The sequence below is a fragment of the Roseococcus suduntuyensis genome (assembly GCF_014196305.1).
GTDB classification, from domain to species: Bacteria; Pseudomonadota; Alphaproteobacteria; order Acetobacterales; family Acetobacteraceae; genus Roseococcus; species Roseococcus suduntuyensis.
Window position 1 is genome coordinate 144,952 of sequence record NZ_JACIDJ010000003.1, and the last position, 26,312, is coordinate 171,263.

The 26,312-nt window shown below is 70.2% G+C and carries 25 protein-coding genes and 1 tRNA gene; 10 read left to right on the forward strand and 16 right to left on the reverse strand.

Annotation, left to right across the window (positions count from 1 at the left end):
* The 7 genes from GGQ83_RS10780 to GGQ83_RS10810 all read right to left on the reverse strand — a co-directional run bounded on the left by GGQ83_RS10780 (position 1) and on the right by GGQ83_RS10810 (position 8,725).
* A complete protein-coding gene (locus GGQ83_RS10780; RefSeq protein WP_184383810.1) occupies positions 1–1,047 on the reverse strand; it encodes an ABC transporter ATP-binding protein in 1,047 nt (348 codons plus the stop codon).
* 64 nt (positions 1,048–1,111) lie between these two features.
* On the reverse strand, positions 1,112–2,101 hold the full coding sequence (locus GGQ83_RS10785; protein ID WP_184383811.1) for an ABC transporter ATP-binding protein: 990 nt from the start codon (positions 2,099–2,101) through the stop codon (positions 1,112–1,114).
* Entirely contained in the window at positions 2,101–3,534 is a 1,434-nt protein-coding gene (locus GGQ83_RS10790; RefSeq protein ID WP_184383812.1) for an amidohydrolase family protein, read from the reverse strand. Before GGQ83_RS10790 ends, GGQ83_RS10785 begins: the two co-directional genes overlap by 1 nt.
* Before the next feature lie 27 nt (positions 3,535–3,561).
* Entirely contained in the window at positions 3,562–5,169 is a 1,608-nt protein-coding gene (locus GGQ83_RS10795) for an ABC transporter substrate-binding protein (RefSeq protein ID WP_184383814.1), read from the reverse strand.
* 115 nt (positions 5,170–5,284) lie between these two features.
* On the reverse strand, positions 5,285–6,160 hold the full coding sequence (locus GGQ83_RS10800; protein WP_184383816.1) for an ABC transporter permease: 876 nt from the start codon (positions 6,158–6,160) through the stop codon (positions 5,285–5,287).
* Positions 6,161–6,170: 10 nt separating this feature from the next.
* Positions 6,171–7,112, reverse strand: coding sequence for an ABC transporter permease (locus GGQ83_RS10805; RefSeq protein WP_184383817.1), 942 nt, complete (start codon positions 7,110–7,112; stop codon positions 6,171–6,173).
* Positions 7,112–8,725 carry an amidohydrolase gene (locus GGQ83_RS10810; protein WP_311727867.1) on the reverse strand — a complete coding sequence of 538 codons (1,614 nt, stop codon included), beginning with the start codon at positions 8,723–8,725 and terminating at the stop codon, positions 7,112–7,114. Before GGQ83_RS10810 ends, GGQ83_RS10805 begins: the two co-directional genes overlap by 1 nt.
* A gap of 83 nt (positions 8,726–8,808) precedes the next feature.
* Between GGQ83_RS10810 and GGQ83_RS10815 the strand changes: the two genes are divergently transcribed.
* Complete coding sequence (locus tag GGQ83_RS10815) at positions 8,809–10,194, forward strand: NAD(P)/FAD-dependent oxidoreductase (protein WP_242535064.1); 1,386 nt, start codon at positions 8,809–8,811, stop codon at positions 10,192–10,194.
* A gap of 267 nt (positions 10,195–10,461) precedes the next feature.
* Here GGQ83_RS10815 and GGQ83_RS10820 read toward each other — a convergent pair whose 3' ends face one another.
* Both GGQ83_RS10820 and GGQ83_RS10825 read right to left on the reverse strand, forming a co-directional pair.
* A complete protein-coding gene (locus tag GGQ83_RS10820) occupies positions 10,462–10,959 on the reverse strand; it encodes a thioesterase family protein (protein WP_184383821.1) in 498 nt (165 codons plus the stop codon).
* Positions 10,960–11,661, reverse strand: coding sequence for an RraA family protein (locus GGQ83_RS10825; protein ID WP_184383823.1), 702 nt, complete (start codon positions 11,659–11,661; stop codon positions 10,960–10,962).
* 62 nt (positions 11,662–11,723) lie between these two features.
* Here GGQ83_RS10825 and GGQ83_RS10830 point away from each other — a divergent pair, with 62 nt between their 5' ends.
* Genes GGQ83_RS10830 through GGQ83_RS10840 form a run of 3 tightly spaced genes read left to right on the forward strand, consistent with a single transcriptional unit; the run spans position 11,724 to position 14,067 of the window.
* Positions 11,724–12,344: a DNA-3-methyladenine glycosylase family protein gene (locus GGQ83_RS10830; RefSeq protein ID WP_184383825.1), complete on the forward strand. Its 621-nt coding sequence runs from the start codon at positions 11,724–11,726 to the stop codon at positions 12,342–12,344.
* Positions 12,345–12,346: 2 nt separating this feature from the next.
* Complete coding sequence (locus GGQ83_RS10835; RefSeq protein ID WP_242535066.1) at positions 12,347–13,498, forward strand: aminotransferase; 1,152 nt, start codon at positions 12,347–12,349, stop codon at positions 13,496–13,498.
* Positions 13,495–14,067, forward strand: a complete 573-nt coding sequence (locus tag GGQ83_RS10840) for an HD domain-containing protein (RefSeq protein WP_184383827.1) — start codon at positions 13,495–13,497, stop codon at positions 14,065–14,067. The genes GGQ83_RS10835 and GGQ83_RS10840 overlap by 4 nt, the downstream gene beginning before the upstream one ends.
* A 56-nt stretch (positions 14,068–14,123) precedes the next feature.
* Here GGQ83_RS10840 and GGQ83_RS10845 read toward each other — a convergent pair whose 3' ends face one another.
* The 3 genes from GGQ83_RS10845 to hydA all read right to left on the reverse strand — a co-directional run bounded on the left by GGQ83_RS10845 (position 14,124) and on the right by hydA (position 17,664).
* Complete coding sequence (locus tag GGQ83_RS10845; protein ID WP_184383829.1) at positions 14,124–15,095, reverse strand: tripartite tricarboxylate transporter substrate binding protein; 972 nt, start codon at positions 15,093–15,095, stop codon at positions 14,124–14,126.
* Between the two features lie 41 nt (positions 15,096–15,136).
* A complete protein-coding gene (locus GGQ83_RS10850) occupies positions 15,137–16,105 on the reverse strand; it encodes a Bug family tripartite tricarboxylate transporter substrate binding protein (RefSeq protein WP_184383830.1) in 969 nt (322 codons plus the stop codon).
* Between the two features lie 110 nt (positions 16,106–16,215).
* Positions 16,216–17,664, reverse strand: coding sequence for a dihydropyrimidinase (gene hydA / locus GGQ83_RS10855; protein WP_184383832.1), 1,449 nt, complete (start codon positions 17,662–17,664; stop codon positions 16,216–16,218).
* Between the two features lie 89 nt (positions 17,665–17,753).
* Between hydA and hemN the strand changes: the two genes are divergently transcribed.
* Entirely contained in the window at positions 17,754–19,085 is a 1,332-nt protein-coding gene (gene hemN, locus GGQ83_RS10860; RefSeq protein ID WP_184383834.1) for an oxygen-independent coproporphyrinogen III oxidase, read from the forward strand.
* Between the two features lie 263 nt (positions 19,086–19,348).
* Here hemN and GGQ83_RS10865 read toward each other — a convergent pair whose 3' ends face one another.
* From GGQ83_RS10865 to GGQ83_RS10875, 3 genes are read right to left on the reverse strand one after another with little or no spacing between them, the layout of a single operon-like run.
* Positions 19,349–19,987, reverse strand: coding sequence for an MBL fold metallo-hydrolase (locus GGQ83_RS10865; protein ID WP_184383836.1), 639 nt, complete (start codon positions 19,985–19,987; stop codon positions 19,349–19,351).
* Positions 19,988–20,022: 35 nt separating this feature from the next.
* The gene (locus GGQ83_RS10870; protein WP_242535067.1) at positions 20,023–21,420 is read right to left on the reverse strand and encodes an ATP-binding protein; all 1,398 of its coding nucleotides are present in this window, start codon (positions 21,418–21,420) and stop codon (positions 20,023–20,025) included.
* Entirely contained in the window at positions 21,417–22,133 is a 717-nt protein-coding gene (locus tag GGQ83_RS10875; protein ID WP_184383837.1) for a response regulator, read from the reverse strand. The genes GGQ83_RS10870 and GGQ83_RS10875 overlap by 4 nt, the downstream gene beginning before the upstream one ends.
* 102 nt (positions 22,134–22,235) lie before the next feature.
* Here GGQ83_RS10875 and GGQ83_RS10880 point away from each other — a divergent pair.
* Together GGQ83_RS10880 and GGQ83_RS10885 are read left to right on the forward strand one after the other, a co-directional pair.
* Positions 22,236–22,321: transfer RNA gene (locus tag GGQ83_RS10880), tRNA-Leu, on the forward strand.
* Between the two features lie 184 nt (positions 22,322–22,505).
* Positions 22,506–23,261 (forward strand): SDR family NAD(P)-dependent oxidoreductase, encoded by a 756-nt coding sequence (locus GGQ83_RS10885; protein WP_184383839.1) that lies wholly within the window; start codon positions 22,506–22,508, stop codon positions 23,259–23,261.
* 37 nt (positions 23,262–23,298) lie between these two features.
* Here the strand turns inward: GGQ83_RS10885 and GGQ83_RS10890 are convergent, their stop codons facing one another.
* On the reverse strand, positions 23,299–24,192 hold the full coding sequence (locus tag GGQ83_RS10890) for an AraC family transcriptional regulator (RefSeq protein ID WP_184383841.1): 894 nt from the start codon (positions 24,190–24,192) through the stop codon (positions 23,299–23,301).
* A 195-nt stretch (positions 24,193–24,387) separates the two neighbouring features.
* On the opposite strand from GGQ83_RS10890, the gene GGQ83_RS10895 reads away from it, so the two are divergent.
* From GGQ83_RS10895 to GGQ83_RS10905, 3 genes are read left to right on the forward strand one after another with little or no spacing between them, the layout of a single operon-like run.
* Positions 24,388–24,723 carry an ArsR/SmtB family transcription factor gene (locus GGQ83_RS10895; RefSeq protein WP_184383843.1) on the forward strand — a complete coding sequence of 112 codons (336 nt, stop codon included), beginning with the start codon at positions 24,388–24,390 and terminating at the stop codon, positions 24,721–24,723.
* Positions 24,720–25,151 (forward strand): SRPBCC family protein, encoded by a 432-nt coding sequence (locus GGQ83_RS10900; RefSeq protein ID WP_184383845.1) that lies wholly within the window; start codon positions 24,720–24,722, stop codon positions 25,149–25,151. Before GGQ83_RS10895 ends, GGQ83_RS10900 begins: the two co-directional genes overlap by 4 nt.
* 30 nt (positions 25,152–25,181) lie before the next feature.
* On the forward strand, positions 25,182–26,144 hold the full coding sequence (locus tag GGQ83_RS10905) for a DUF1579 family protein (RefSeq protein WP_184383847.1): 963 nt from the start codon (positions 25,182–25,184) through the stop codon (positions 26,142–26,144).
* The last annotated feature ends 168 nt before the right edge of the window (positions 26,145–26,312 follow it).

Below are 26,312 nucleotides of genomic sequence, written 5' to 3' on the forward strand. Positions count from 1 at the left end.
TTATGTCCGCGCGGCCGCCTCCGCGTAGAGGGCGAGCCGCTTGGCCGCATTGGGGGCCAGGCCGCCCGCGAAGTCCACCCCCGCCGGGGGCAGTTCATCGGCCAGGTGGCAGGCCACGCCGTTCTTCAACACGGGGTCCTGCTGGCGGCAGATGTCCTGGGCAAAGGGGCAGCGCGTGTGGAAGCGGCAGCCGGGCGGGATGTTCATGGGGCTCGGCACGTCGCCGCCGAGCGGTGTCACGCGGCCCTTGCGCGAGGGGTCCGGGTGCGGGATCGCGGCCAGCAGCGCCCGCGTGTAAGGGTGGCGCGGGTTGGAGAACAACGCGCGCTTCTCGCCGATTTCCACGATGCGGCCGAGATACATCACCGCGATGCGGTCGGCCACGTGCTTCACCACCGCGAGGTCATGCGCGATGAACAGATAGGCCAGCCCCAGACGCCTTTGCAGGTCGCGCAGCAGGTTCACCACCTGCGCCTGGATGGAGACGTCGAGCGCGGAGACCGGCTCGTCGCACACCACGAGGTCCGGCTCCACGGCCAGCGCGCGGGCGATGCCGATGCGCTGCCGCTGGCCGCCGCTGAACTCATGCCCGTAGCGCTGCGCGTGGTAGGGCGCGAGGCCCACCAGCTTCAGCAATTCCTCGACCCGTGCCTTGCGCGAGGCGGCATCGCCGATGTTATGGACCTCCATCGGCTCGGAGATGGTCTGCCCCACCGTGTAGCGCGGGTTGAGCGAGGCGTAGGGGTCCTGGAACACGATCTGCGCGTTGCGGCGGAAGCCCTTGAGCGTGGCGCCGTCCAGCGTCGTGATGTCGGTGCCCTTGAACTTCACGGCACCCGTGGTGGGCTCGATGAGGCGCAGCACCAGGCGCGCGGTGGTGGACTTGCCGCAGCCGCTCTCGCCCACCAGGGCCAGCGTCTCGCCACGGTTCAGCGTGAAGGAGACGCCGTCCACCGCGCGCACCAGCCCGACCTGCCTGGCCAGGATGGCGCCGTTGCGGACGGGGTAGTGCTTGGCGAGGTTCTCGACCTCAAGAAGGACACTCATGCCGCCTCCGATCGCTGAAGGGTGGCGCGCAGCGGCGCCCGAAGGCGTGAATCGGCGGCGCAAATCATGCCGCCACACTCGCTTCGACGGGCGCGCAGATGCACGCGACCTCATGGCCGGGGATGATGGACCGCAGCGGCGGGATTTCCGCGCGGCATGCCTCGATGGCGAAGGGGCAGCGCGGGTTGAAGCGGCAGCCGGGCGGCAGGTTGAAGGGCGGGGGCACGGTGCCGCGGATGGCCAGCAGGTTCTCGCGGTCCTCATCCAGGCGCGGGATGCTGCCGAGCAGGCCCAGCGTGTAGGGGTGCTGCGGGTCCTCGAAGAGGGCGCGGGCGTTGGTGCGCTCGACGACCTTGCCCGAATACATCACCGCCACCTCATCGGCCATTTCCGCGATCACGCCGAGGTCGTGCGTGATGAGGATGATGGCCATGCCGGTCTCGGCCTGGAGTTCGCGCAGCAGGTCCAGGATCTGCGCCTGCACCGTCACGTCCAGCGCCGTGGTGGGCTCGTCGGCGATGAGCAGCTTGGGCGAGCAGGCCAGCGCCATCGCGATCATCACGCGCTGGCGCATGCCGCCCGAAAGCTGGTGCGGGTATTCGTCGAAGCGCCGCTCCGGCGAGGGGATGCGGACGCGCTTCAGCGCCTCGATGCCGCGGTTGCGGAGTTCGGCGTTGCTCGCGCGCGGGTCATGCGCGCGGATGGCCTCGGTGATCTGGAAGCCCACGCTGTGCACGGGGTTCAGCGAGGTCATCGGCTCCTGGAAGATCATCGCGATGTCACGGCCGCGCACCTGGCGCATCTCGGCCATGGAGAGCGAGGCGAGGTCACGCTCGCCCAGCATCACCCGCCCCGCCGCGATGCGCCCGGGATGCGCCACCAGCCGCATGACCGAGAGCGAGAGCACGGACTTCCCGCAGCCGCTCTCGCCCACGATGCCGAGCGTCCTGCCGCGATGGACTTCGAGCGAAACGCCATCCACCGCCGGCACGTCGCCGCCCGAGGTGCGGAAGACCGTGCGAAGGCCCTCGATGCGGAGCAGGGGTTCCGACATCACAGCCACTTGAAGGTGGGAGGGGCGATCTTGTCCACCGGCCGGTGCGCCCAATCCTGCTGGGTGGCCTTGGCAGTGATGCGCTTCTGCGCCTCCGCGAGGTGGGCGGCGGCCTGGCGGAAATCCATGGTCAGGACCTCGCCATTCTCCACCACCTTCTCGCCATCCACGAAGACATCCTTCACCGCGCGGTCGCCGGCGGCGTAGATCAGGCTGCGCACGGGGTCGTGGCGCGGCTGCATGCGCGGATGGGTCGCGTCCACCAGCACGATATCGGCGCGGGCACCCACGGCGAGGCGGCCGATATCGTCGCGGCCCAGCGCACGGGCGCCGCCGATGGTCGCGGCATTGAAGATGTCGTTGGTGGTGGTGGTGCGCGGGTCGGTGGCCTGGGTGCGGGCGAGATAGGCCACGAGGCGCAGCTCATCCAGCATGTTGTGCGGGTAGGTGTCGGTGCCCACGCCGAGGTTCACGCCGCGCCGGTGATAGCGCCCGAAATCCTTCATGGTGATGCCGCGCCGGGCGAAGACGGTGGGGCAATGCGCGACCGTGGTGCCCGTCTCGGCGAGGATCGAGAGGTCGCGGTCCGTGTGCCAGGGCGTGCTCGGGTGGTCGTCTAGGAAGATGCCATGGCCGATGATGGATTGCTGGTCGAGCAGCCCCATCTCGTGCAGCCACTGGATGGGCGTGAAGCCGTGGCGGCGCGTGATCTCGTGGAACTCCACCACCGACTGCGCGGCGTGGATCTGCCAGGAGATGCCGCGCGCGCGGGCCTCGGCGCGGCTGTCGCGCAGGAGTTCGGGCGTGCAGGTATCAATCTGCGCGGGGCATGCCATGCCGAAAAGCCGGCCGGAAGAGTGCTGCTCCGCGCGCTGAATCAGGGAAAAGGCCTCTTCCATTGCCTTCTCGCCGGCCTTCTCGTCCCACTCGTATTCGACGACATGGCCGTTCTTGGTGAACCACCGCGCCGACTTGAACATGGGCGCGATGCAGACGCGCATGCCGGCTTCCGCCAGCAGGTCGAGCCAGCCGGGATGCGCCATGGACAGGTCGCACAGCGTGGTGACGCCGGAGAGAAGCAGCTCGCTCAGCGCCACGCGCACGCAATCGGGCACGGCCTCCGCGTCCGAGCGGAAGATGGGCATGAACTCATAGAGCGAGGAGTTGTAGAGGCCGGGGCTGCCGATCTCGTCGAGCAGCCCCTTGTTCATCGGCTCGCTGGTCGGGTGCGAGTGGATGTTCACGAGGCCCGGCATGACCAGCATGCCCGCCCCGTCCACCACCATGTCCGCCACGCCGTCATAGCCCCGGCCGACGAAGCGGATCACCCCTCCTTCGAAGGCGAGGTCCGCATCCGGCATGTAGACATGCCGCTTTTCCGAGGCATCCCAGGCGACGATGAGTTCGGCGCCCTTGATCAGCGTGGTGGCCATGGTGGTGCTTCCTTGCCGTTTACTGCTTCAGCGGACCCGCAGGTCCAGGCCCTTGTAGATCGCGATGCCGTAGAGGCCGTGCGCGCGGGCGCCCTCCACCCGGCGGGTGCTGAACAGGTTCAGGTTGTTGTGCGCGATGTTCATCCAGGCCGAGCTCTCGTTCAGCTGGCGCTGGAGGTCCGCCATGGCACGCGCCCGCACCGCGGGGTCCGTCGCCGACCGGCCTTCTTCCAGCCAGGCGTCGGTCTGCGGGTCGTTCCAGTTCATCCGGTTCGGCGTGGGGCGCGAACGGCTGTGCCAGTAGAGGTTCAGCGCGTCATTGGCCGAGATGTAGGGGTAGCTCAGGAACAGCACGTCGAAGTCCTGGCTGGCCAGACGCCCCCAGGCCACCGTCGCGTCGAAGAGCTGCACGCGCAGCTCGATCCCCACCTGGCGCACGGCCTGCTGGATGATCTCGCCCAGGCGCTGGTTCACCAGGTTGTTGATGGCGAACAGCGTGAGCGTGGCGCGCTGGCCATCCTTCACGCGCACGCCATCGGAGCCCATGCGCCAGCCGGCCTCGTCCAGCATGCGGCGCGCGGCCGCCTGGTCGAAGGCGGGCACGCCCTGGTCACCGGCCTCGTAGTAGTCGAGCGCGGTGGGGTTGATGATGCCGCGCGCGGGCCGCGCATTGCCGGACCACACGGCGCGCACCATGGCCGGCCGGTCCACCGCCATGTGGAAGGCGCGGCGGATGGCGATGTCATTGGCCACCGGGCGGTCCACCTTGAAGCCCAGATAGGTGTCCCACAGGTAGTTGGGCTGCGTGTTGATGGTGATGGTGGGCACCCGGCGCAGCGACTCGATGAAGGCGTCGGGGATGTACTGCGTCAGGTCCGCCTGGTTGGACTGCAGCGCGGCGACGCGCGAGGCGGCCTCCGGGATCACGCGCCAGACGATGCGCTCCACATGGGCCGGGCCCTGGTTCTGCATCACGGGCGGGCCCCAGCGGTAGTTGGGGTGGCGCGTCAGCACCAGCTGGTTGCGGGGCGTCCAGCTCTCCCAGCAGAAGGGGCCGGTGCCGTTGAAGCCCTGCACGCCGAAATTGTCGCCCAGCCGCTCCACCGCGGCGGGGTCCAGCGCCGAGGCGAAGAACTGCGCGAGGTTGGGCAGCAGCTCCGAATGCGGGCGGTTCAGCTCATAGACCAGCGTGTGCGGGCCGCTCGCGCGGATTTCCTTCACATCGCCCGCGCGCCAGGCGACGGGCGAGGTCACGCGCGGGGTGGTGCGGCCGATCCAGCGGTTGAGGCTGAAGGCCATGGCTTCCGCGGTGAAGGGCGTGCCATCGCAGAAGGTTACGCCCTGGCGCAGATGGAAGGTGTAGCTGAGGCCGTCCTCCGACACGTCCCAGCGCTCGGCGAGGCCGGGGCGGATTGTGCGCATGTCGTAGTCCATGCTGACCAGCGTGTCGGACAGCATGGTGATGACCTCGCCCGCGGCGAGTGCGGTGGAGCGCGCGGGGTCATAACGGTCGGCGTCGATCTCGCGCATGATCGTGATCTGGTTGCGCGGCTGCGCCTGCGCCTGCCCGGCCACGAGGGCGAGGCCCATCGCGGCCAGCCCCCCCAGCGTCGCGCGTTGCCAGAAGCTTTTCATCTCTTTGCTCTCCCTGATTGAACTAGATCCGATCGCACATGGCCGCTTGCGGCCATTGCGTGAACCGGCTCGGAAAATGACGGCAAAGGCGGTTTCCGCGCATGTGGAAACCGCCCTAAATGCGAAGCCGGGGATCGAGCGCATCGCGCAGCGCATCGCCCAGCAGGTTGAAGGCCAGCACGATCACGAAGATGCCCAAGGAGGGGATCACGCTGATGTGCGGCGCGATGAAGAGGAAGTTGCGGCCCTGCGCGGCCATGGCCCCCAGCTCCGCCGTCGGCGGCTGCGCGCCGAGGCCGAGGAACGACAACGCGGACCCCAGCAGGATCACCTGCCCCAGCCGCAGCGTGGAGAACACGAAGACGGAGGAGAGGCAGTTGGGCGCCAGGTGCCGGAAGATCAGCCGGAAGTCGTTCATGCCGATGGCGCGCGCGGCCTCGATGTAGTCGAGGCCCATCACCACCAGCGCGGAACTGCGGACGATGCGCGCCATCAGCGGGATGGTGGCGATGGACAGCGCGATGATGACGGCCGTCAGGCCGGGGCCGAAGATGGCGGCCAGCGCCAGGCCGAAGAGGATGGCCGGGAAGCTCAGCAGCATGTCCATCAGCCGCATCAGCAGCCCGTCGATGCGCCGGTAATAGGCGGCGCAGAAGCCCACCACGGCCCCGATCACGCCACCCACGACCAGCGAGAGGAGACCCATGCCCAGCGTCACCCGCAGCCCGAACAGCATGCGCGAGAAGATGTCGCGCCCCTGCCCGTCCGTGCCGAACCAGTAGCGCGAGGAGGGCGGCTCCATCACCGCCATCAGGTCGGTGGCGAAGGGGTCATGCGGGGCGAGCCAGGGTGCCAGGATGGCCAGCACCACGATGAGGATGACGAGGACGAGGCTGACCGTCCCGCCGAAATCCCGCAGCAGCATGCGCAGCGCCGAGGGGCGGCGGGGGGCCGCTGGCGCGGTCGTGGCGTCGAGGGTGGTGTCGCTCATGGCCATGCCCTCACGATTGCCGCACGCGCGGGTCGAGCACCGCGTAGAGAAGGTCCACGATCAGATTCACCAGGATGAAGCCGGCCGAGAGCACGATGATGGTGCCCTGCGCCATGGGGAAATCGGCGGACAGGATGGCGCCGACCGCAAGCCGCCCCACGCCGGGCCAGGAGAAGATGGTCTCGGTGACGACAGCCCCGCCCAGCAGGAAGCCGATCTGCAGCCCGATCAGCGTCACCACCGGGATCAGCGCGTTGCGCAGCGCGTGGCGCAGCACCACCAGCCGCTCGTTCAGCCCCTTGGCGCGGGCGGTGCGGACATGGTCGGCGGAGAGCGTGTCCACCACCGCCGTGCGCGTCATGCGCGCGACTGGTCCCACCAGCACGCCGCCCAGCGTGATGGCGGGCAGGATGATGGCACGTATGCCCTCCCAGCTCCACAGCGGCCCCTCGCGGCCGGTGAAGGGCAGCAACTGCCACTGGAAGCCCGCGAACCAGATCAAAACGAGGCCCAGGAAGAAGACCGGCACCGAGACGCCGGCCACGCTCACCGCCATGATGGTGCGGTCCAGGATGGACCCGCGCCAATAGGCCGCGATGGTGCCGAGGAAGATGCCCGTGGGAATGGACCACACCAGCGAGGCCAGCATCAGCTCCACCGTCGGGCCGATGGTCGCACCCAGCTCCTGCGTCACCGGCACGTTGTTGATGATGGACACACCCAGGTCCCCATGCGCCAGCCGCCAGAGATAGAGGCCGAACTGCACCCAGATGGGCTGATCGAGCCCCAGCTCCGCGCGGATCGCCGCCACCACTTCCTGCGTGGCGGTGGGGCCCGCGCGGACGGTGGCCGGGTCCGTGGGGACGATCTGCATCAGCAGGAAGCCGATCACAAGCACCCCGAAGAGCACCGGCACGGCCAGCGCGATGCGGTGAAGCGCGTGGCGCAGCATCAGCCCAGCTCCCCGTTGCGGTCGAAGATGGGAACACCGCCGCGCAGGGTCAGGTGGGCCTGCACATCCGGGTATTCCTCGGGCGCGATCTGCGTGAGGTCACGCGACATCACGGCGATGTCGGCGTCCATGCCCACCTCCAGCGTGCCGCGCTGGTTCTCCGCGAAGGTGCTGTAGGCGCCGCACCAGGTGTAGCAGTGCAGCGCCTCCTGGATGGACAGGCGCTCCTCCGGCCCGAAGACGGTGCCCTGGTTGGTCTGGCGCGTCACCATGGTCAGCAGGTTCAGGAAGGGGTCGGGCGTGGAGACCGGCGCATCCGAGCTGGCGCTAGGGTGGTGGCCCTCGGAAAGCCAGGTCTTCATCGGATAGGCACCGGCCGTACGCGGCAGGCCGAGGTTGCGGAGATACAGATCGCCGAACTCGTAGAGGAAGATGGGCTGCGGCACGGGCAGGATGCCGCTCGCCAGCATCCGCCGGCGCTGGTCGCGCGTCAGGAAGCCGCAATGCTCGATGCGGTGGCGGCGGTCGGGCGTCGCACCCGCCTGCTCCATGCCCACCAGCACCTGTTCGATCGCGGCATCGCCGATGGCGTGGATGTCGAGCTGCCAGCCCTGCTGGTGATACTTGGCCAGCAGCGCGTGGATGGTCTCGGTCGGGAAGGTGAAGACGCCGGTGGTGTTGCCGATGAGGTAGGGGTCGAAGAAGGCCGCCGTCAGCCCGCCCGCCGAGCCATCGGCGAAGACCTTCACCGCCCCCCAGCGCAGCATGGCGTCCGGGTCGTCGCCAGGCTTCCAGGGGCGCATGCCCGCTTCCCAGGCGTCATCGGCGATGCCCTCGGGGTTGCCGGCCAGAACCTGCCACATGCGTTGCAGGCAGCGGCCTTCCTCGACGGCGCGGGCGAAGGCCGCCACTTCCGCGAGGTTGGCGGTCATGCCCACATTCATGTCGGTGGCCGAGGCGAAGCCCATGGCGGCCAGATGCCGCCCCGACGCCTCGATCGCGTCCACCATGCGCCCCGTGTCAGGCGAGGGCACTGCCGCCTTGATGAGCGAAAGTGCCCGTTCCTGGATCAGCCCCGTCAGCGCACCGTCGCGGCGTTCGATGACGCCGCCCTCGGGGTCATGCGTGTTGTGGTTGATGCCCGCCGCGCGCAGGGCGGCGGTGTTCGCCACGCCCATGTGGCCGCAGGTGCGCGTGATGAAGACCGGATGGTCCGGCACCGCCGCATCCAGCTCCGCGACCGTCGGGTGGCGGTTGATGTCGAGTGCGGCATGGTCATAGCCACGCCCCAGCACCCACTCGCCCTTGGGCGTCTTGTCGGCGGCCGCGCGCAGCCGGGTGCGGACCTCGTCCAGCGTGCGGACCTCCTCCGCGCGGAGGTTCACCATGGACAGCCCGAGGCCAAACGGCAGCAGGTGCATATGCGCTTCGTTGAAGGCGGGAATCGCCAGCCGCCCGTCCAGCGCCACGCGCTTCGTGTCCGCCCCGGCCAGCGCCTCGATCTCGGCATTGGTGCCGACCGCGGCCACCTTGCCGCCGCTTACCGCCACGGCCTCCGCCATGCCACCCGCCAGGCCGCGAAACACGCTGCCGCCCGTGAGGATCAGATCCACCGCCAAAACCCATGCCCCCAAACTTTGCCTTGCAGCAATCGTCACTGGCCGTAGGACGCCCGTCAACTGGCGCGGACCCTTCCATGCCGACCGTTACGCGTGTCACGCTGCGCCATGCGGCACGGCGCGTGCCGGCTGGCGCAACCTTGGGCATGATGATGAACCGGCATCCCTTCGCGGCGGATTTCAAGGCACGTCCCTGGTGGTGGGAGGCGGCCGAGCCCCCGGCACGCGACAACACCCTGCCGGAGCGAACCCGCGTTGCCATCGTGGGTGGAGGTTACACGGGGCTCTCCGCCGCGCTCACCCTGCGGCGCCTGGGCCATGAGGTGGTGGTGCTGGATGCCGAGCGAATCGGCTGGGGGGCCTCCTCGCGCAATGGCGGCATGGTCTCGGGCGGGCTGAAGGTGGCGCGCGGGCCGCTTGAGAAGAATTTCGGCCCCGAGCGCGCGGCCGAGATCGCCCGCGCCTGCGGCGCCAGCTTCCCCTTCATCGAGGAGACGATCGCGCGCGAGGGCATCGAGTGCGACTATGTGCGCTGCGGCCGTTTCGTGGGCGCCTGGACGCCGAAGCATTTCGACACCCTGGCCAAGACCCTGCCGCGCATCCAGGAGATCTCGGGCCACCCCGCCCGCATGATCCCGCGCGGCGAGGAGGGCGGCTTCATCGCCACCACCCACTACCATGGTGGCATGTTCGCCGAGGGGTCGGGCAGCCTGCACCCGGGCAAGTATGCGCGCGGCCTGGCCGCCGCAGCGGAACGCGCCGGCGCGCATCTGGTGGACCAGGTGCGGGTCGCCGCCGCGCAGCCGGAAGGTGCCGGCTTCCGCCTGCACACCAGCGCGGGCGAGATGCGCGCCGACACCGTGCTGATGGCGACCAACGGCTATTCGCGCGGCGGGCCCATGCCCTGGCTGACGCGGCGGCTGCTGCCCGTCGCCTCCTACATCATCGCGACCGAGGAACTGGGCGAGGAGCGCATCGAACGCCTGTTCCCCAGGCGGCGCATGATCAGCGACACCAAGCGCGTGCTGAACTACTACCGGCCCTCGCCGGACGGGAAGCGCATCCTCTGGGGCGGGCGCGCGAGCTTCGCTCCGCAATCGCCCGAGGCCGCGGCGCCGCGCCTGCACGCCATGATGTGCGCCGTGCTGCCCGAGCTGCGCGACGTGCGCGTGACCCATGCCTGGACGGGCAATGTGGCCTTCACCTTCGACTACCTGCCGCATCTGGGCGAGGAGGCGGGCGTGCACTACGCCGCCGGCTGCCAGGGCAGCGGCGTCGCGATGGCGACCTGGATGGGCCACAACGCCGCGCTGAAGATGGCGGGCGCCTCCAATGCCGGCTTCGCGCTGGACGGGCTGCCCTTCCCGGACCGCGCCCTCTACAACGGCAACCCGGACTGGTTCCTGCCGATGGTGGGGGCGTGGTACCGGCTGCGGGACCGGATCGACCGCATCGCGGCTTGATTCATGCCCTTAGACGCCGGGCGGCGGCTGCGCCGCCTTGGCTTCGCGGCACAGGCCGCGGCGGCCATTCGGCCGCTCGTCCCAGGCTGCGCCTGGGCCGCGACTTGGTGTTGCGGCCGGTTCACGCCTCCGGGCTGCGCCCTGCGGCGATCGGACGCGTGGCTGCGCGGCCGATTCACGCCTCCGGGCTGCGCCCTGCGGCGATCGGACGCGTGGCTACGCGGCCGATTCACGCCTTCGGGCTCCGCCCGGCGGCGATCGGACGCGTCAGGAACCCCGCTTGCGCAACGTCACCCGCCGCGTGGGTTCGCCCGTTGCCACCTTCGCGAAGCCGTCCAGCACGTATTGCGGCCACTTGCCCACGCGCCGCGCCGTCATGTCCATGCAGAGATAGAGAAGCTCGTTCTCCGACGACACCCAGCCCTCGGTGAAGTGGAACATGCGGTGCTTCATCAAGAGGCGCTTCTCGTCGAAGGAGACCACCATGCTGTCGCAGCCGATGGGCATGCCCTCCGTCATCTCGCGCTGGTAGTCGAGCCAGGCCTCGGCCGCGAAGGTGCCCATGTCCACGCGCCGCAGCGCGTTGCCGAGGCCGAGCGGCGTCCACACCCGGTCCGTCTGCAGGTCGAAGGCCACCATGTAGTAGCCCATGTTGAGATGGGCGTTGCCGTCCACCCATTCGCGCTTCACGCTGGCCAGAGGCTGGTCCCAGCGGAACCAGCCCCCCTCCATGCGCGGCTTGGGCGCATCGTCGTCGAACGGCATTCAGTGGATCTCGTCGGACTTCGCCAGCGCGTCGCGCAGCATGCCGATGTCGAAATCGGGGCGCTTGGCCATCTCCAGGATCACGGCCTCCTTGCGCGTCAGCAGGTCGATGGCGGCGGGGATGGCCTTCACAGCCTCGGCCGGGATCACCACCGCGCCATGGCGGTCGGCGTGCACCACCTCGTCATGGTTCACGGCCATGCCGGCGACACTCACGGGGCGGCCCCAATCCACGATGTGGACATGGGCATGCGAGGGGTTCACCACGCCCAGCAGCTGGAAGCCCGGGGCCACCATGTCGAGGTCGCGGATCGAGCCGTTCGTCACGCAGCCCAGCGCCTTCAGCCCCTTGTGGACGTTCGTGTTGACCTCGCCCCAGAAGGCGCCGGTGCCGGGCACGTCGTCGAGGTCCTGCAGCACCACCACCGTCGGCATGTCGGTGTTCGCCACATACTCATACCAGCCGATGCGCGCCGCGCGGTCCGCTTCCTTGCTGCGGCCCGAGGGATGGGCGGCGCGGATGGTGCCCACGCGCGCCGGCCCGCAGATGGGGGGCATCGAAGGGTGGGCCGCCGTCAGCGGTCGCACGGTGAAGCCATGGCCGCGGCGGGCGGGCACCACCAGCTCCAGCGCGTTGCAGATGGTGGGCGTGTCCCAGGCGCAGAGCGCGTCGAGGTCGGCCTGGGTGTAGGGGCGTTGCATGGCGAATTCCTCCGTAGGGGGCGCAGCTTGTTGCGCGGCGCCGCTTGCGTCAAACCTGCAGCGTGGATTTCCTTCGCACCGCCCTCTTCGCCGCCGAGCCGCGTTTCGCCGCGATCGAGGAACGCGCGGGGCCCCTGCCCTGGCGCACGCGCCCGCGCGGCTTCGCGGGGCTGCTGCGCACCATCTGCGGGCAGCAGATCAGCAACCAGGCGGCGGGCGCGATCTGGCTGCGGCTGTCCGCGCTGCCGGGCGCGCTGGAACCGGCGGGGTTCCTGGCGCTGGACGATGCCGCGCTGTGCGGCGTGGCGGGGCTGTCGCGCCCCAAGGCGGCGCATGGGCGCGCTCTGGCGCTCGCCTGCACCGATGGCACGTTGGATTTCGACCGGCTGGCGGAGCTGGACGATGACTCCGCCATCGCCATGCTCTGCACGGTGCGCGGGCTGGGGCCATGGACGGCGCAGGTCCACCTGCTGTTTGCCGAGAACCGGCCGGACATCTTTCCCGCGGGCGACATCGCGCTGGCCAATTCCGTGCGGCACCTCTTCGCGCTGGAGGCGCGGCGCGCGCCGCGCGCGCTGGCGGCGATGGCGGCCGCCTGGTCGCCCGCGCGGGGCTTGGCAGCCCGCCTGCTCTGGCACCATTGGCGGCACGAGACGGGCCGCCCGCTGATCGAGGACCCCTGACCTTGCCCCGCTTCTCCCCCGCCATCCTCGCCACCGCCGAACCGCCCATTCCCGCCGCGCGCGAATGGGCCTCGCGCTATGCGGGCCGGCACGGGCCGGCGCTGGACCTGACCCAGGCCGTGCCCGGCTATCCGCCGCACCCCGAATTGCTGGCGCGGCTGGGCGAGGCGGCCAGCCAGCGCGACGCCGCCGGCTATGGCCCCATCGCCGGCGATGACGCGCTGCGCGAGGCCTTGGCGGAGGACGCCTCGCGCTTCTATGGCAGCACCATCAGCGCCGCCGAGGTCGCCATCACCGCCGGCTGCAACCTGGCCTTCGCCATGGCCATGACCGTGATCGCGGAGCCGGGTGCGGAGGTGCTGGTCCCCACCCCCTGGTACTTCAACCACGAGATGACGCTGCGCATGCAGGGTGTGACCGCGCGCCCCCTGCCCTGCCGTGCCGAGGACGGCTTCGTGCCCGACCCGGCGCTGGCGGAAACACTGGTCAACGACCGCACGCGCGCCATCCTGCTGGTCAGCCCCAACAACCCGACGGGCGCCATCTACCCCGCCGCCACGCTGTCCGCCTTCGCGGAGCTGGCGGCACGGCGCGGCCTGTGGCTCGTGCTGGACGAGACCTATCGCGACTTCCTGGCCGCCGCCCCGCACGACCTGTTCGAGACGGCGCGCGAGAACCTGGTCCACCTCTACAGCTTCTCCAAGGCGCATTGCATCCCGGGCCATCGCCTCGGCGCCGTCATCGCGCCGCGGGCCTTCCAGGCGCAGCTCGCCAAGGCGCTGGACAGTTTCCAGATCTGCCCCGCCCGCCCCGCGCAGCGCGTCATCGCCTGGGCCATCCCCGCCCTGCGCGACTGGCGCGAGGCGAACCGCCGGCTGATGGAGGAGCGCGCGCAGGCCTGCCGCGCCGCGCTGAATCACGCGCGCATCGACGCGCTGGGCGCCTACTTCGCCTATGTCCGCCTGCCCAAGGACGCGCCGGACGCCATGGACGCCGCCGCCGGGCTCGCCGAACATCGCGGCGTGATGACCCTGCCCGGCCCCTTCTTCGGCCCCGGTCAGGCGCGCCACCTGCGCCTCGCCTTCGCCAATGCCGAAGCGAAGCGCCTGGCGGAACTCGGCGCCCGCTTCAGCTTCACGGAGAGCCCCCGATGAGCGAGACCTACACCATCACCACCGGCACGAACCACCAGCGCGCGGCGGTGAGCGACTGGCTCTGGGGGCTGGACCGCGTCTCGCCCAAGGTGCGGGACGATATCGTGACGGCCTGGGTCACCACCTGGGCGTCCTCGACTTACGAGAGGCTGGAGGACATGGTGTTCCAGCCCGCCACCCCCAGCTATCCGCTCGGCCACCACGTGAACGAGGTGACGCGCGCGGGCGTGGACCTGGCGCAGCGGGCCATGGCCGACTGGGGCATCCCGCTGGACTGGGACGTGATGATGTCCATCCTGATCCTGCATGATGTGGACAAGCCGCTGCTCTACACGCCCACGGAATACACGCGCCTTTACCGCGAGTTGCCGCACGGCGTGGTGGGGGGCATGCTGCTGAAGGAGCTGGGCTTCCCCCACCGCGTGGTCAGCACCGTCACCACCCACGCCACCAACGCGCCCTTCCACACCGAGAACCCGGAGGCGCATGTGCTGCACTATGCCGACCTCTTCGCCGCGGACCACGCGCTGCGGTCCACGGGGAAGGTGCCGTTTTACCTCAGGAAGTAGGCCGCGCGGGATGACCCGAGGCGAAAGCCGAGGGTCTGAATCCCGCGCGCGGAGAATCAATCCAGGCGGATGTTCCCCTCGCGGATCACCCGCTCCCACTTGGAGAGTTCGGCCTCCAGGAAGGCGCGGAACTCGTCCGGCGTGTTGCGGCGGGTGCCCACGTTCAGCCCGGCCAGGCGCTCGGCCACGGCCGGGTGGGCGATGGCCTCGTTCATGGCGGCGTTGAGTCGCTGCACCACCTCGGCGGGCGTGCCGCGGGGCACGAAGGCACCGTTCCACTCATAGGCCTCGAAGCCGGGCAGCGTCTCGGCCACCGCCGGCACGTCGGGCAGGCTGGCCAGCCGCCCCGCGCCGCTATGCCCCACCGCCCGCAGCGCGCCGGACTGCACATGGCCCGTGGAGGCGCTGGCATTGCTGAAGAAGAAATTGATCTGCCCGCCGATCACATCCGTGAGGGCCGGCCCGCCGCCGCGATAGGGCACATGGGTCAGCGGCAGCTGCGTCATCTGCCGGAACAGCTCCAACGCCATGTGCTGCGCCGAGCCATTGCCCGAGAACGCCCAGTTCAGCCCGCCCGGCGTGTTCCGTGCCAGGGCGATCACATCCTGCACCGTGCGGACCTGCACGCTGGGCGTCACCACCAGCAGGTTCGGCACCACGGCGGAGAGGAAGACCGGCACCAGGTCCCGCCGCACGTCGAAGGGGATGTGCGGCATCAGGAACGGGTTGATGGAGAGCCCCGTCGCATCATAGAGCAGCGTGTAGCCATCGGCCGCGCTGCGCACGGCGGCATTGGCGCCGATGGTGCCCGTGGCGCCCGGCCGGTTCTCGATGATGAAGTTCTGGCCCAGGATTTCGGCCACGCGCGCGAAGAGGATGCGCCCCACCGTGTCCGCGCCGCCGCCCGGCGGCCAGGGGATGATGACGCGCACCGGCCGTTGCGGCCAGGCGCCTTGGGCGTGAACGACCGCCGGTGCGGCGAGCGCGCCGAGCAGCAAGGCCCGGCGCGCGGTGGTGATGATGGACATGGCAACTGCCTCCCTTGCGTTGAAGGCAGTATGCCCGCCCCTCACTCCGGCTGGAAGTTGGCGATCCGGAGCAGTTCCTGCGTGCGGTTGAAATCGGCCTGAATGAAATTCACCAGCTCCTGCCCGCCCTGGAACAGCGGCTCGATGCCCAGCGTCACCGTGCGCTGCGCCACGTCGGGCTCCAGCATGGCGGTGGAAAGTTCGCGCTGGATGCGCTCCGTGATCTCGGCCGGCACGCCACGCGGGCCCCAGATCGCCCACCAGGATTGCAGGTCCACGCTGGGCATGCCGCCCTCGGCCGTGGTCGGGACATCCGGCGCGGCCGGGCTGCGCCGCGCCGAGGTGATGGCGACGGGCTTCGCGCGGTTGGCGCGCACCGGCGGCAGCGTGGCCAGCATCGGGTCGAAGATGAGCTGCACGCGGTCGGCGAACAGGTCCGGCAGGGCGGGGCCGGTGCCGCGATAGGTCGCGATCGGCACCTCCACGCCCAGTTGCCGGATGAACTCCACCGTGGCGAGATGCCCCGCCGCCCCCAGCGAGGAGGTGGCGAAGGTCCAGTCGCGCGGATTGGCGCGGATGGCGGCCACCACCTCCTGCAGGGTGGTTTGCGGGCGGCCCGGCGCCATGATCAGCAGCAGCGGCCCCTGCCCCACGCGGGCCACCGGCGCCAGGTCCACCATGGGGTCATAGCCCGGGTCGCGCAGCACCAGCCGCGCCAGCGTCTGCACGCTGGCCGAGAAGCAGAAGGTGTAGCCATCCGGGGTGGACTGCGCGACATAGCGCCCGCCCACCGTGCCGCTGGCGCCGGAACGGTTCTCGACCACCACGTTCTGGCCAAGCCGTTCCTGGAGTTTCTGCGCGGTGATGCGCGCCATGGCATCCACCGAGCCGCCCGGCGCGTAGGGTGCAACCAGGCGGATGGTGCGGTTGGGCCAGGCGCCCTGCGCGTGCACCGCCGGCGCCGCCAGCAGACCGACGCCCGCCGCGGCCAAAATCCCACGCCGATTCATTATAGTGGCCTCCTTGCCGATTGATTGCAGCGACGCTAACCAACCGGCCCCGCCGCCGCAATCACAAGGTTACGGCGGGATGACGCCACCAGGCGGCTTATGCCCCCTCCTTAATCAGCGAAACCATTGGGCGTGATGCCGCGCGGGGCGATCATGTCGTAGGGCGCGCGGGGCAGGAATTGGCCGGTGCCGGGCTGGGCCGTCACCTGGTCGTTCTCCATCACGCTCTCGCCGCGGCGCAGCACCCGCACCGGCCAGCCCGTGACCTCCATGCCCTCATAGGGCGTGTAGTCGGCCACATGCTGCATCATGGCGTTGGTCAGCGTGCGCTTGCGCTGGGGGTCCCACAGCGCGATGTCGGCATCGGCGCCCACATGGATGCCGCCCTTGCGCGGCCAGAGGCCCAGCATCTTGGCCGGGTTGGTGGCGACGAGGCGGACGAAGTGCTCGGGCGTGATGCGGCCCTTGGAGACACCCTCGCTGAACATCAGCGGCAGGCGGGCGGTGATGCCGGGGATGCCGTTCGGGATGCGGTCGAAGCGGTCGGTGCCGTTCTGCCGCTTCCCGTTCGGGCCCTCGAAGCTGTAGGCGCAATGGTCGCTGGACACCACGTCCAGCACGCCGCGGCGGATCATGTCCCAGACGCGCTCATGCTCGTCCGCGCCGCGCGGGGCGGGGCTGCAGATGAACTTCGCCCCCTCGAACGCGCCATCCTTCGCGCTGGTGCGGGCCATGTCGTCGGCCGTCAGCGTGACGTATTGCGGGCAGGTCTCGCCCCAGACCTTCACGCCGCGCGCCTGGGCGGCGGCGATCTCCTCGGCCACCTCGGCGCAACTCACATGGAAGACCTGGATGGGCTGGTCCACGAGTTCCGCCAGCGCGATGGCGCGGTGCGTGGCCTCGCGCTCCACCACGGGCGGCCGCGCCCAGGCGTGGTATTTGGGCGCGGTGAGGCCCGCGGCCAGCAGCGCCTCGATGCGCCACTTGATGGCGTCGTAGTTCTCGCAATGGACATGAACGAGGCACTGGTGCTTCCGCGCCGCGCGCAGCACGCGCAGGTATTCGGCGTCGCTCAGGTGCACCGCGTCATAGGTCAGGAACACCTTCAGGCTGCGGATGCCGCGCGCCACCACCTGCGGCAATTCGCGTTCCAGCACCTCGTCGGTCGGGTCGGTGATGATCTGGTGGAAGCTGTGGTCCAGCATGCCGGTGGCGGCGCGGCGGGCGTAGTCGTCCGCGCGCTCCAGGATGCCATGGCCCTTCCATTGCGGAATGAAGGACACGGTGCTGGTGGTGCCGCCCGCGAAGGCGGCGCGCGAAGCGGTGATGAAGCTCTCCTCGCTGAGCCCGCCCGCGGCATTGGGTTCCTCGATGTGGCAATGCGTGTCCACGCCGCCCGGCATCACCCACAGCCCATCGGCCTCGATGACCTGCGCGGCCCCCTCGATCCGTTCCGCCAGCGCCACCACGCGCCCGCCCGCGATGCCGACATCGGCCCGCCGCATGCCATCGGCGGTCACGATCATGCCGCCACGGATCGCCAGTTCCACTTCGCTCATTCCCGCACTCCTGGTTCCAACATATCAAAGTCCTTGGATTGATCGGGCGCAAGGCGATACGACGGGGTGACAAGGCAGCATCCTGACCCATGAAGCTCCTCGACCGCTCCGGCTACGCCCAGGCCAACCTGCCGCGCTACACCAGCTATCCCACCGCGCCGCATTTCGGCCCGCTGGAGGAGGCGACCTATCGCGGCTGGCTGTCGCGCATGCCGCCGGCCGAGGCGCTCTCCCTCTACGTCCACATCCCCTTCTGCCATGAGCTGTGCTGGTATTGCGGCTGCCACACCTCGGTGACGCGCAACGAGGAGCGCATCGCCCGCTATGCCGAGGCGTTGCACCGCGAGGCGCGGCTGCTCGCACTCGCCCTGCCCGCCGATGGCATCGTGCAGAACCTGCACCTGGGCGGCGGCACGCCGAGCGCGCTGGGGGCCGCGCGGCTCTCGGCGCTGATGGGCAAGCTGCGCGCGCTGTATCCCTTCGCGCGGCATGCGGAACTCTCCATCGAGCTGGACCCGCGCACGCTGACCGAAGAGGTGGTGGCGACGCTCGCGCGGGAGGGCTTCACCCGCGCCTCGCTCGGTTTGCAGGATGCGAACCCGGAGGTGCAGGAATTGATGGGCCGCATCCAGCCGGCCGAGATGGTGCGCACCGCCGTCGAGCGGCTGCGGGCGGCGGGGGTTTCGGCCATCAACCTCGACATGATGTATGGGCTGCCCGGCCAGAGCCGCGCCCATGTGGCGGCGACGGCGGCGCTGGCGGCGGAACTCGGCGCCGACCGCGTCTCGGTCTTCGGCTATGCCCATGTGCCCTGGATGAAGCCCGCCCAGAAGGCGATCCTCGAGAGCGACCTGCCCGATGCCGCCGCCCGCATGGAACAGGCGCAGGAAGCCTCCGACGTGCTGCGCGCGGCGGGCTTCATGCCCATCGGCCTCGACCACTTCGCCCGGCCCGCCGACCCCATGGCGCGCGCCGCCGCCGCCGGCCGGCTGCGCCGCAACTTCCAGGGCTACACCACCGATGACGCGCCGATGCTGCTGGGGCTGGGCGCCTCCTCTATCGGCGCGGTGCCGCAGGGCTATGCCCAGAACATCCCCGATGAGCGCGGCTATGTGGCGGCCATCGAGGCGGGGAAGCTGCCCGTGGTCCGTGGCCTCGCCTTCACGGGCGAGGACATCATCCGCCGCGCGGCCATCGAACGGGTGATGTGCGACCTGGCGCTGGACCTCGACACGCTGCCGGCGGCCATATTGCAATCGGCGCTGCCCGGGCTGCAGGGCCTGGAGCGGGATGGGCTGGTGCGGCTGGCCGGCGCCTGGCTGACGGTGCCGGACGAGGCGCGGCCCTTCCTGCGGCATGTCGCTTCCTGCTTCGATGCCAGGCTGAACAGCGGCAAGGGCAGGCACAGCGCGGCGGTGTGATTATTGTTCCCCACGACATCGCCTTCGGCGCTGCCGCGGGGGCCCCGACTTTAATCCCCACGAAACCGCCTGCGGCGTCTTCGCGGGGGCCCCGAGGTATTCCCCACAAAACCGCCTTCGGCGCTTTCGCGGGGGCCCCGTCGGGTCAGCCGCCTTACTATCTTACGATCTTACTATCTTACCCGTTCCCCACATGCGGTAGGCATGGGAAGGGCGTTAGCGGCCCGGACAATGCCCTGAAATACTGAAAAAAGTCAAGAAATTCAGCGCGGCAAGAAGGGGTTGGTCCGCCGCTCCGTGCCGAAATCCGAACCCGGCCCGTGCCCGCAGAGGAACTGGATGTCGTCGCCCAGCGGCATCAGCTTGGTCATGATGGCGCCGATCAGCGCGTCATGGTCGCCATAGGGGAAGTCCGTGCGGCCGATCGAGCCCTGGAACAGCACATCGCCCACGAAGGCGATCCGCAGCGCCTCCGAGACGAAGACCACGCTGCCCGGCGAATGCCCCGGGCAATGCTGCACGGCGAATTCCTGGCCCGCGATGGTGACCGTCTCGCCCTCCGTGAGCCAGCGGTCGGGCACCAGGTTGCGCACCTCCAGACCATAGGCGGCGCCCTGCTTTTCCAGATTGTCCAGCAGCATCTTGTCCGCCAGGTGCGGCCCCACCACGGGCACGCCGGGCGAGGCCTCGCGCAGCTCATCCGCGCCGCCGGCGTGGTCTATGTGGCCGTGGGTGAGCAGGATCTGCTCCAGCTCCAGCCCCTGCTCCGCCAGCACCTGCCGAATGCGCGCCACGTCGCCGCCGGGGTCGATCACGGTGGCGCGCAGGGTCGTGTCGTCCCAGACCAGGGCGCAGTTCTGCTGGAAGGCGGTGACGGGGAGGATGGCGGCCTTGAGGGCCATGGGCGGGTCTCCGTTCCGGGGTCCGCCCCTGGCTATCACCCCGGCAGCAGCATCACCACCCTCAGCCCGCCCTGGTCCTCGCCCGAGGGCGCGCGGTTATGAAGCGTCACCTCGCCCCCATGCGCCCGGAAAATGCTGCGCGCGATGGTCAGGCCGAGCCCCGTGCCGCCCGTCTCGCGGTTGCGGCTGCCCTCGATGCGCTGGAAGGGCTGGAACACCTTTTCGTGGAAGTGGTCGGGGATGCCCGGCCCGTCATCCTCCAGCACCAGGCGCGCGCCGCCCCCGCGGGGTTCCAGCGTCAGCCTTGCGGCATCGCCGTATTTCAGGGCATTGGCCACCAGGTTGACGAGGGCGCGCTTCATCGCCAGCGGCCGCAGCGGCATCACGAAATGCTCCGGCCCCTCGTAATGGATGCGCTCGGCCAGCTCCGGGTTCGCATCGGTCGCCTCGTCCAGCACGGTGCGGGCGAGGCTGGCCAGGTCGAGCGGAGTCGCGGGCTCGGCCGCCGCGTCGTCGCGGGCGAAGGCCAGGGTGGAGGCGATCATCGCCTCCATCTCGGTCAGGTCCGCCAGCATGCGGCGCTGCTGGTCCTCGTCGTCCATGAATTCGGCGCGCAGCCGCAGGCGGGTGATGGGCGTGCGCAGGTCATGGCTGATGGCGGCCAGCATCTGCGTGCGATCGGCCACGAAGCGGCGGATGTTGCTGGCCATGCCGTTGAAGGCGGCGGCGGCCTGTGCCACCTCGCGCGGGCCGTTCTCGGGCAGGGCGGGCGCGTTCACGTCGCGGCCCAGGCGCTCGGCCGCGGCCGCGAGGTCCGCCACGGGGCGCGTCAGCCGCCGCACCGCCCACAGGATGAGCAGCAGCGCCGTGACCGACATGGCCGCGAAGGCGAAGAGGAAACGGTCGGAATGCCAGGGCCGGGGGGCGGGCACGCGCATGGAGAGGTTCAGCCAGGCGGGCGGCGCCCAGGGCGGGTCGGCGAAGCGCAGCGAGATCACGATATGCGAGGGGCCGGCCATGCCCGAGACGATGTCGGCCGGGCGCATGCGGCGAGCCACGATGGGCGGCGGGCCCTCCAGCCGGAACAGCCGCGCATGGCCCGGGGCCACGGGGGGCATGTCGGGCTTGGCGCGGGGGGTGGCCTCCAGCGTGGCGGTCACCTCGGGGGGGAATTCGGCCTCGGCCAGCAGGGCGATCCGGCGCTCGGGCGGCGCGGTGGCCAGCACCCGCCACAGGCCGATGATGCGGTTGGAGATGTAACGCGCCTCGGCCGCGCGTTGCAGTTCGATGCGGTCGAAGGCGTGGATGGTCAGGCCCAGCCCCTGCACCGACATCAGCCCCACCACCAGCACCAGCGCGGTGCGGCCGGCGAGCGTGCGCGGGCGCAGCCAGCCGAACCAGCGCCATTCGCGCTGGGGTGAGGCGGTGCTCAACCCCGTTCGACCGTGGCCGAGAGCACATAGCCGCCGCCGCGCACGGTCTTGATGACCGAGGGGTTGCGCCCGTCATCCTCCAGCTTGCGCCGCAGCCGCGAGATGGCGACGTCAATGGCGCGGTCGAAGGGGCCGGGCTGGCGGTTGTGGATGATGTCCATGAGCATGTCGCGCGTCATCACCCGGTTCGGGCGGTCGAGCAATGTGGTCAGCAGCTCGTATTCGCCGCCCGTGAGCGGCACCTCCGCGCCATCGGGGTTGAGCAGGCGGCGGCGCGTGGGCTCCAGCACCCAGCCGGCGAAGCGCAGGATCTGGTCGGGCACGGCCTCCTGCGCCTCCGCACCCTGGGCGCGGCGCAGCACGGCGCGGATGCGGGCCAGCAACTCGCGTGGGTTGAAGGGCTTGGCCATGTAGTCGTCGGCGCCGAGCTCGAGGCCCACGATGCGGTCCGTCTCCTCGCCCATGGCGGTCAGCATCACGATGGGGATGCTGGATTGCTGGCGCAGCCAGCGCGCGAGGTCGAGGCCGGATTCCCCCGGCATCATCAGGTCCAGCACGACGAGGTTGTAGCGCGCCAGCGGCCAGAGCTTGCGCGCATCGCGCGCGTCCCGCGCCAGGGTCACGCGCAGCCCCTGCTTTTCCAGGAATTTTCCCAGAAGCTCCCGGATGTCGCGGTCGTCGTCGATCACGAGGATGTGCGGCTTGGTCTCCATGCCGGGAATGTTACAGCGGGGCCGTGTTGCGCGGTGTGGCCTATTGTAACAGAGCTTGCGGCTCTCGACCCCCGCGCGCGGCGCGTGATATGCAGCGCCCACGGGGGCGTGCCGGAACGGTAGACGGACTCGGCTCAAAATCGAGCGGCCGCAAGGCCATGGGGGTTCGAGTCCCCCCGCCCCTACCAGACCCCCCTTCCGGAAGACCGCCGTTCCAGGCGCCTCAGCCACGGCCACCCCTCACGTGGAGGATGTGCGCGAAAGGAAGGAACGCCTGGAGAAACAGGCAAGCTTGAGGGAGGATCCGGCAACCAGGAAAGGTCGCCTTGGAGGATAGGTGCCGCCGCAACACCCCTCCAACAGGAGTTCCCGATGAGCACCATCTCCATCGTCACCGGCGGCAACCGCGGCCTTGGCCGCAACGCCGCCATCAGCATCGCCCGCCACGGCGGCGACGTCATTCTCACCTATCGCCATGGCGCCGACGGCGCGCGGGCCGTGGTCGCGGAGATCGCGGCGCTTGGCCGGAAGGCCGTGGCGCTCCAGCTCGAGGTCGGCCACGTCGCCGCCCTTCCCGCCTTCGTCGATTCCGTGCGCGCGGCGCTTGCGGCGACCTGGGGCCGCGACACCTTCGATCATCTCGTGAACAACGCGGGCCACGGCGAGATGGCCGGCTTCGGCGAAACCACCGTCGAGCAGTTCGACGCGCTGTTCAATGTCCACGTCAAGGGCGTCTTCTTCCTGACGCAGGCGCTGCTGCCGCTCATGGTGGATGGCGGCCGCATCGTGAACTTCTCGAGCGGCCTGACGCGGGTGTCCTACCCCGGCTTCTCGGCCTATTCGGCGGCCAAGGGCGCGGTCGAGGTCCTCACCCGCTACATGGCCAAGGAACTCGGCGGCCGCGGCATCACCGCCAACACGGTGGCACCCGGCGCCATCGAGACCGACTTCCTGGGCGGCGCAGTCCGCGACACGCCGGCCTACAACGAGGCCTTCGCGAACGTGACCGCGCTGGGCCGCGTTGGTGTTCCCGATGACATCGGCCCGGCCATCGCGAGCCTCCTCGGGCCCGACAACCGCTGGATCACCGCGCAGCGCATCGAGATCTCGGGCGGCCAGAACATCTGATCCCGGGCATGCCCCACGCGGTCGCCCGCCCGCGCGCTCAAGCAGCCAGGTTGGTCCCGCTCCTGGCCTGCTTCATGTCGCGGGCGGGCGTCACCCCGAACACGCGGCCATATTCGCGGGTGAATTGCGGGATGCTCTCATAGCCCACGGCATAGGCCGCGTGGCTGGAGGCAATGCCCTCGGACAGCATCATGCGCCGCGCCTCGATGAGGCGCAGCTGCTTCTGGAACTGGAGGGGCGACAGCGAGGTGACGGCGCGAAAGTGATGGTGGAAGGAGGAGGGGCTCATCCCGGCAGCCTCTGCCAGCCGCTCGACACGGAGCGGCTGGGCATAGCCCTCCCGGATCATCGCCACCGCGCGGCCGATGCGCTGCGCATGGCTGCCCGCGACGCCGAGCGCGCGGATCGACGCGCCATGGCGGCCTGCCAAAAGCCAGAAATGCAGTTCGCGGACCAGCTGGTCCTTCAACACGGCAAGGGCCGCCGGGCGATCCAGCACGCGCAGGAGGCGCAGGGCCGCATCCGCGACCTCCGCATCGGTCGGGTCCACGCTGATGCGGGCCCCTGGCCCCTGCTGGACCATGCGCATCTCCCTCGCGAGCGGCTCGATCACCGCCGGGTCGAGCTCGAGCACGAAGGAGTAGTAGGGAATGGCCAGGTCGGCGCGCGTGATCTGGCTGACGGTCGGCACGTCGGCCGCGATCAGCAGGGAGTCGCCGGCGCCGAAGTCGAAGCTCTCGCGGCCCATGGTCACGCGCTTGCGGCCCTGCAGGACGAGCGCCACCAGGGGGCGGTTGACGGCGTATTGCAGCTCGCTCGGGCGAGTGGCGCGCACGGTGGACAGTCCGGCCACCGGGGTTTGCGCGATGCCCAGCGCATCGGCATGCGCGTCCGAATGGCGGCGGACGGCGTCGAGAAGCGTCTGCGTCATGGGCTTGAGACTATGGGATTGCGGCCGCCCGGCAAGCGACTTGGCGGATCGGGCAAGAACCCGGGCGCATCACGCCCGGGCGCGATACCGGATTCCGGCCCGGAAGGCCGCGCAGAGGGTTCGCGGGCGGCCGCCTCTGGCTCAATACTTAAAAAAATGGTTGACCATTCGCGCGCGGCGCGGATAGTGAACCATATGGATAAGCATTCCGCCCCGCTGGACCAGGTCTTCGCCGCACTGGCCGACCCCACGCGCCGTGCCCTGCTGGAACGCCTGGCGGCGGAGGACGGGCAGACCGTCTCCGCGCTGGCCGCGCCCATCGCCATGTCGCTGCCCGCCGTGATGAAGCACCTGGATGTGCTGGAGGGCGCGCACCTCATCACCCGCCGCAAGACCGGCCGCACAGTGCATTGCCGGCTGGCGGCTTCCCCCATGGAGGACGCGATGGCCTGGCTCGCCCGCTACCAGCGCTTCTGGGCCGAGAGCCTGGATCGGCTGGCCGCCATCGTCGAAGCGAGGGACCCGACATGAACGCCATCACCCCCAGCCTCACCCTCGTGCGCCGCTTCAAGGCCGCGCCCGAGCGCGTGTGGGAGGCCTGGACCAGCCCCGAGGTCATCGCCCTCTGGTTCGGCCCGCACCACACGCGGGTGGAATCGGCGCGCGTGGACCTGCGGCCGGGCGGCGAGCTGAACGTGGTGCTGCGCGAGGACAATGGCGAGCGGCACGAGACAAAGGCCGTGTTCGAGGTGATCGAGCCGCCGCGCCGGCTGGTGCTGGCCTGGTGCTGGGCCTCGACGCCCGAGCGCGTCTCGCGCCTCACGGTCGTGCTGCGCGCGGTGGAGGAGGGCACGGAACTCACCCTCACCCATGACCGCTTCGCCGACGAGACCACCGCGACCAACCACCGCCGCGGCTGGACCGAGGCGCTGGAGCGCCTGCTGGCCCAGCTGGGCTGAACACGAACCACCAGGAAGGAAGGAAGCACCATGGACACCCACCACCAAGCCCGCGCGGCCGACACCGAATTGCGCATGACCCGCCGCCTGCCCGCCCCGCCCGAACAGGTCTTCCGCGCCTGGACCAGCGCCGGGGAGCTGCGCGAATGGTTCGGCCCCAAGGGCATGACCCTCACGGCCTGCGAGGTCGAACCGCGCGTGGGCGGCCGCTTCCTGACGCGGCTGGGCGACCCTTCGGGCGAGGAATGCGGCGGCCTCGGCTTCATCGAGGCGATCGAGGCGCCGCGCCGCCTGGTGATGCGGCTGGACGAGGCGGCGGGCAGCCCCCTGCCCGGCGCGCGCCTCGCCCTCACCTTCACGCCCGAGGCGGGCGGCACCCGCCTCGACATCCACTGGTCCCACCCCACGGCGGAGATGCGCGCGGCGCATGAGGCCATAGGCTTCGAACGCGGCTGGGGCGAGATGATGGACCGCCTCACCGCCTTCGTGACATGCCCGACCCAGATGTGCCCCATGGGCACGCCGCCCGCCCATGGCCACGGCTGGCTGCACCGCTTCCTGGGCGAATGGGACTACACGGGCGAGTTCATGGGGCCCGATGGCCAGAGCTTCACCGGCAAGGGCACGGAGCGGGTCCGCTCCCTCGGCGGCTATTGGATCATGGGCGAATCGCTGGGGGAGATGCCCGGCGGCGGCGGCGAGGCGCATTGCGTCATCACCCTCGGCTACGACCCGGTGCGGCAGCGCTTCATCGGCAGCTGGGTGGGGTCCATGATGTGGCACCTGTCCATCTATGACGGCACGCTCTCCGAGGATGGGCGCGAGCTGGTGCTGGAAAGCGAAGGCCCCGCCTTCACCGGCGAGGGCACCGCCCTCTACCGCGACGTCATGGTCTGGGAGGATGAGGACCATCGCCGCATGGAAACCTCCGTGCGCGGCGCCGACGGCGGATGGACGCGGCTGATGGTGCTGCGACACGGCCGCCGGGCCTGAGAAAGGGGCGGGCGGCGCCATCCCCCTGGTGCCACCCGCCCCCGCGGCCAGCCCCGATGCCCCCTTGCACCCCCCGGTGCCCGGGGCTGGCCGCCACACCTGTGGTAACGCTTGGTCACATGAGCCCCGCGCGGGGCGCGCTGGACAGCGGGGCCACAAAGCGCCAAA

What these genes read in the sequence shown, in the direction of transcription:
- GGQ83_RS10845 (WP_184383829.1), bottom strand. Translation starts at nt 15,095, where the DNA reads ATGTCCATCATCACCACCGCGCGCCGGGCCTTGCTGCTCGGCGCGCTC.
- GGQ83_RS10820 (WP_184383821.1), bottom strand. Translation starts at nt 10,959, where the DNA reads ATGCCGTTCGACGACGATGCGCCCAAGCCGCGCATGGAGGGGGGCTGG.
- GGQ83_RS10875 (WP_184383837.1), bottom strand. Translation starts at nt 22,133, where the DNA reads ATGGAGACCAAGCCGCACATCCTCGTGATCGACGACGACCGCGACATC.
- GGQ83_RS10780 (WP_184383810.1), bottom strand. Translation starts at nt 1,047, where the DNA reads ATGAGTGTCCTTCTTGAGGTCGAGAACCTCGCCAAGCACTACCCCGTC.
- GGQ83_RS10900 (WP_184383845.1), top strand. Translation starts at nt 24,720, where the DNA reads ATGAACGCCATCACCCCCAGCCTCACCCTCGTGCGCCGCTTCAAGGCC.
- GGQ83_RS10895 (WP_184383843.1), top strand. Translation starts at nt 24,388, where the DNA reads ATGGATAAGCATTCCGCCCCGCTGGACCAGGTCTTCGCCGCACTGGCC.
- GGQ83_RS10890 (WP_184383841.1), bottom strand. Translation starts at nt 24,192, where the DNA reads ATGACGCAGACGCTTCTCGACGCCGTCCGCCGCCATTCGGACGCGCAT.
- GGQ83_RS10795 (WP_184383814.1), bottom strand. Translation starts at nt 5,169, where the DNA reads ATGAAAAGCTTCTGGCAACGCGCGACGCTGGGGGGGCTGGCCGCGATG.
- hemN (WP_184383834.1), top strand. Translation starts at nt 17,754, where the DNA reads ATGAAGCTCCTCGACCGCTCCGGCTACGCCCAGGCCAACCTGCCGCGC.
- GGQ83_RS10805 (WP_184383817.1), bottom strand. Translation starts at nt 7,112, where the DNA reads ATGCTGCGCCACGCGCTTCACCGCATCGCGCTGGCCGTGCCGGTGCTC.
- GGQ83_RS10815 (WP_242535064.1), top strand. Translation starts at nt 8,809, where the DNA reads ATGCCGACCGTTACGCGTGTCACGCTGCGCCATGCGGCACGGCGCGTG.
- GGQ83_RS10905 (WP_184383847.1), top strand. Translation starts at nt 25,182, where the DNA reads ATGGACACCCACCACCAAGCCCGCGCGGCCGACACCGAATTGCGCATG.
- GGQ83_RS10785 (WP_184383811.1), bottom strand. Translation starts at nt 2,101, where the DNA reads ATGTCGGAACCCCTGCTCCGCATCGAGGGCCTTCGCACGGTCTTCCGC.
- GGQ83_RS10790 (WP_184383812.1), bottom strand. Translation starts at nt 3,534, where the DNA reads ATGGCCACCACGCTGATCAAGGGCGCCGAACTCATCGTCGCCTGGGAT.
- GGQ83_RS10840 (WP_184383827.1), top strand. Translation starts at nt 13,495, where the DNA reads ATGAGCGAGACCTACACCATCACCACCGGCACGAACCACCAGCGCGCG.
- GGQ83_RS10800 (WP_184383816.1), bottom strand. Translation starts at nt 6,160, where the DNA reads ATGAGCGACACCACCCTCGACGCCACGACCGCGCCAGCGGCCCCCCGC.
- hydA (WP_184383832.1), bottom strand. Translation starts at nt 17,664, where the DNA reads ATGAGCGAAGTGGAACTGGCGATCCGTGGCGGCATGATCGTGACCGCC.
- GGQ83_RS10850 (WP_184383830.1), bottom strand. Translation starts at nt 16,105, where the DNA reads ATGAATCGGCGTGGGATTTTGGCCGCGGCGGGCGTCGGTCTGCTGGCG.
- GGQ83_RS10865 (WP_184383836.1), bottom strand. Translation starts at nt 19,987, where the DNA reads ATGGCCCTCAAGGCCGCCATCCTCCCCGTCACCGCCTTCCAGCAGAAC.
- GGQ83_RS10885 (WP_184383839.1), top strand. Translation starts at nt 22,506, where the DNA reads ATGAGCACCATCTCCATCGTCACCGGCGGCAACCGCGGCCTTGGCCGC.
- GGQ83_RS10825 (WP_184383823.1), bottom strand. Translation starts at nt 11,661, where the DNA reads ATGCAACGCCCCTACACCCAGGCCGACCTCGACGCGCTCTGCGCCTGG.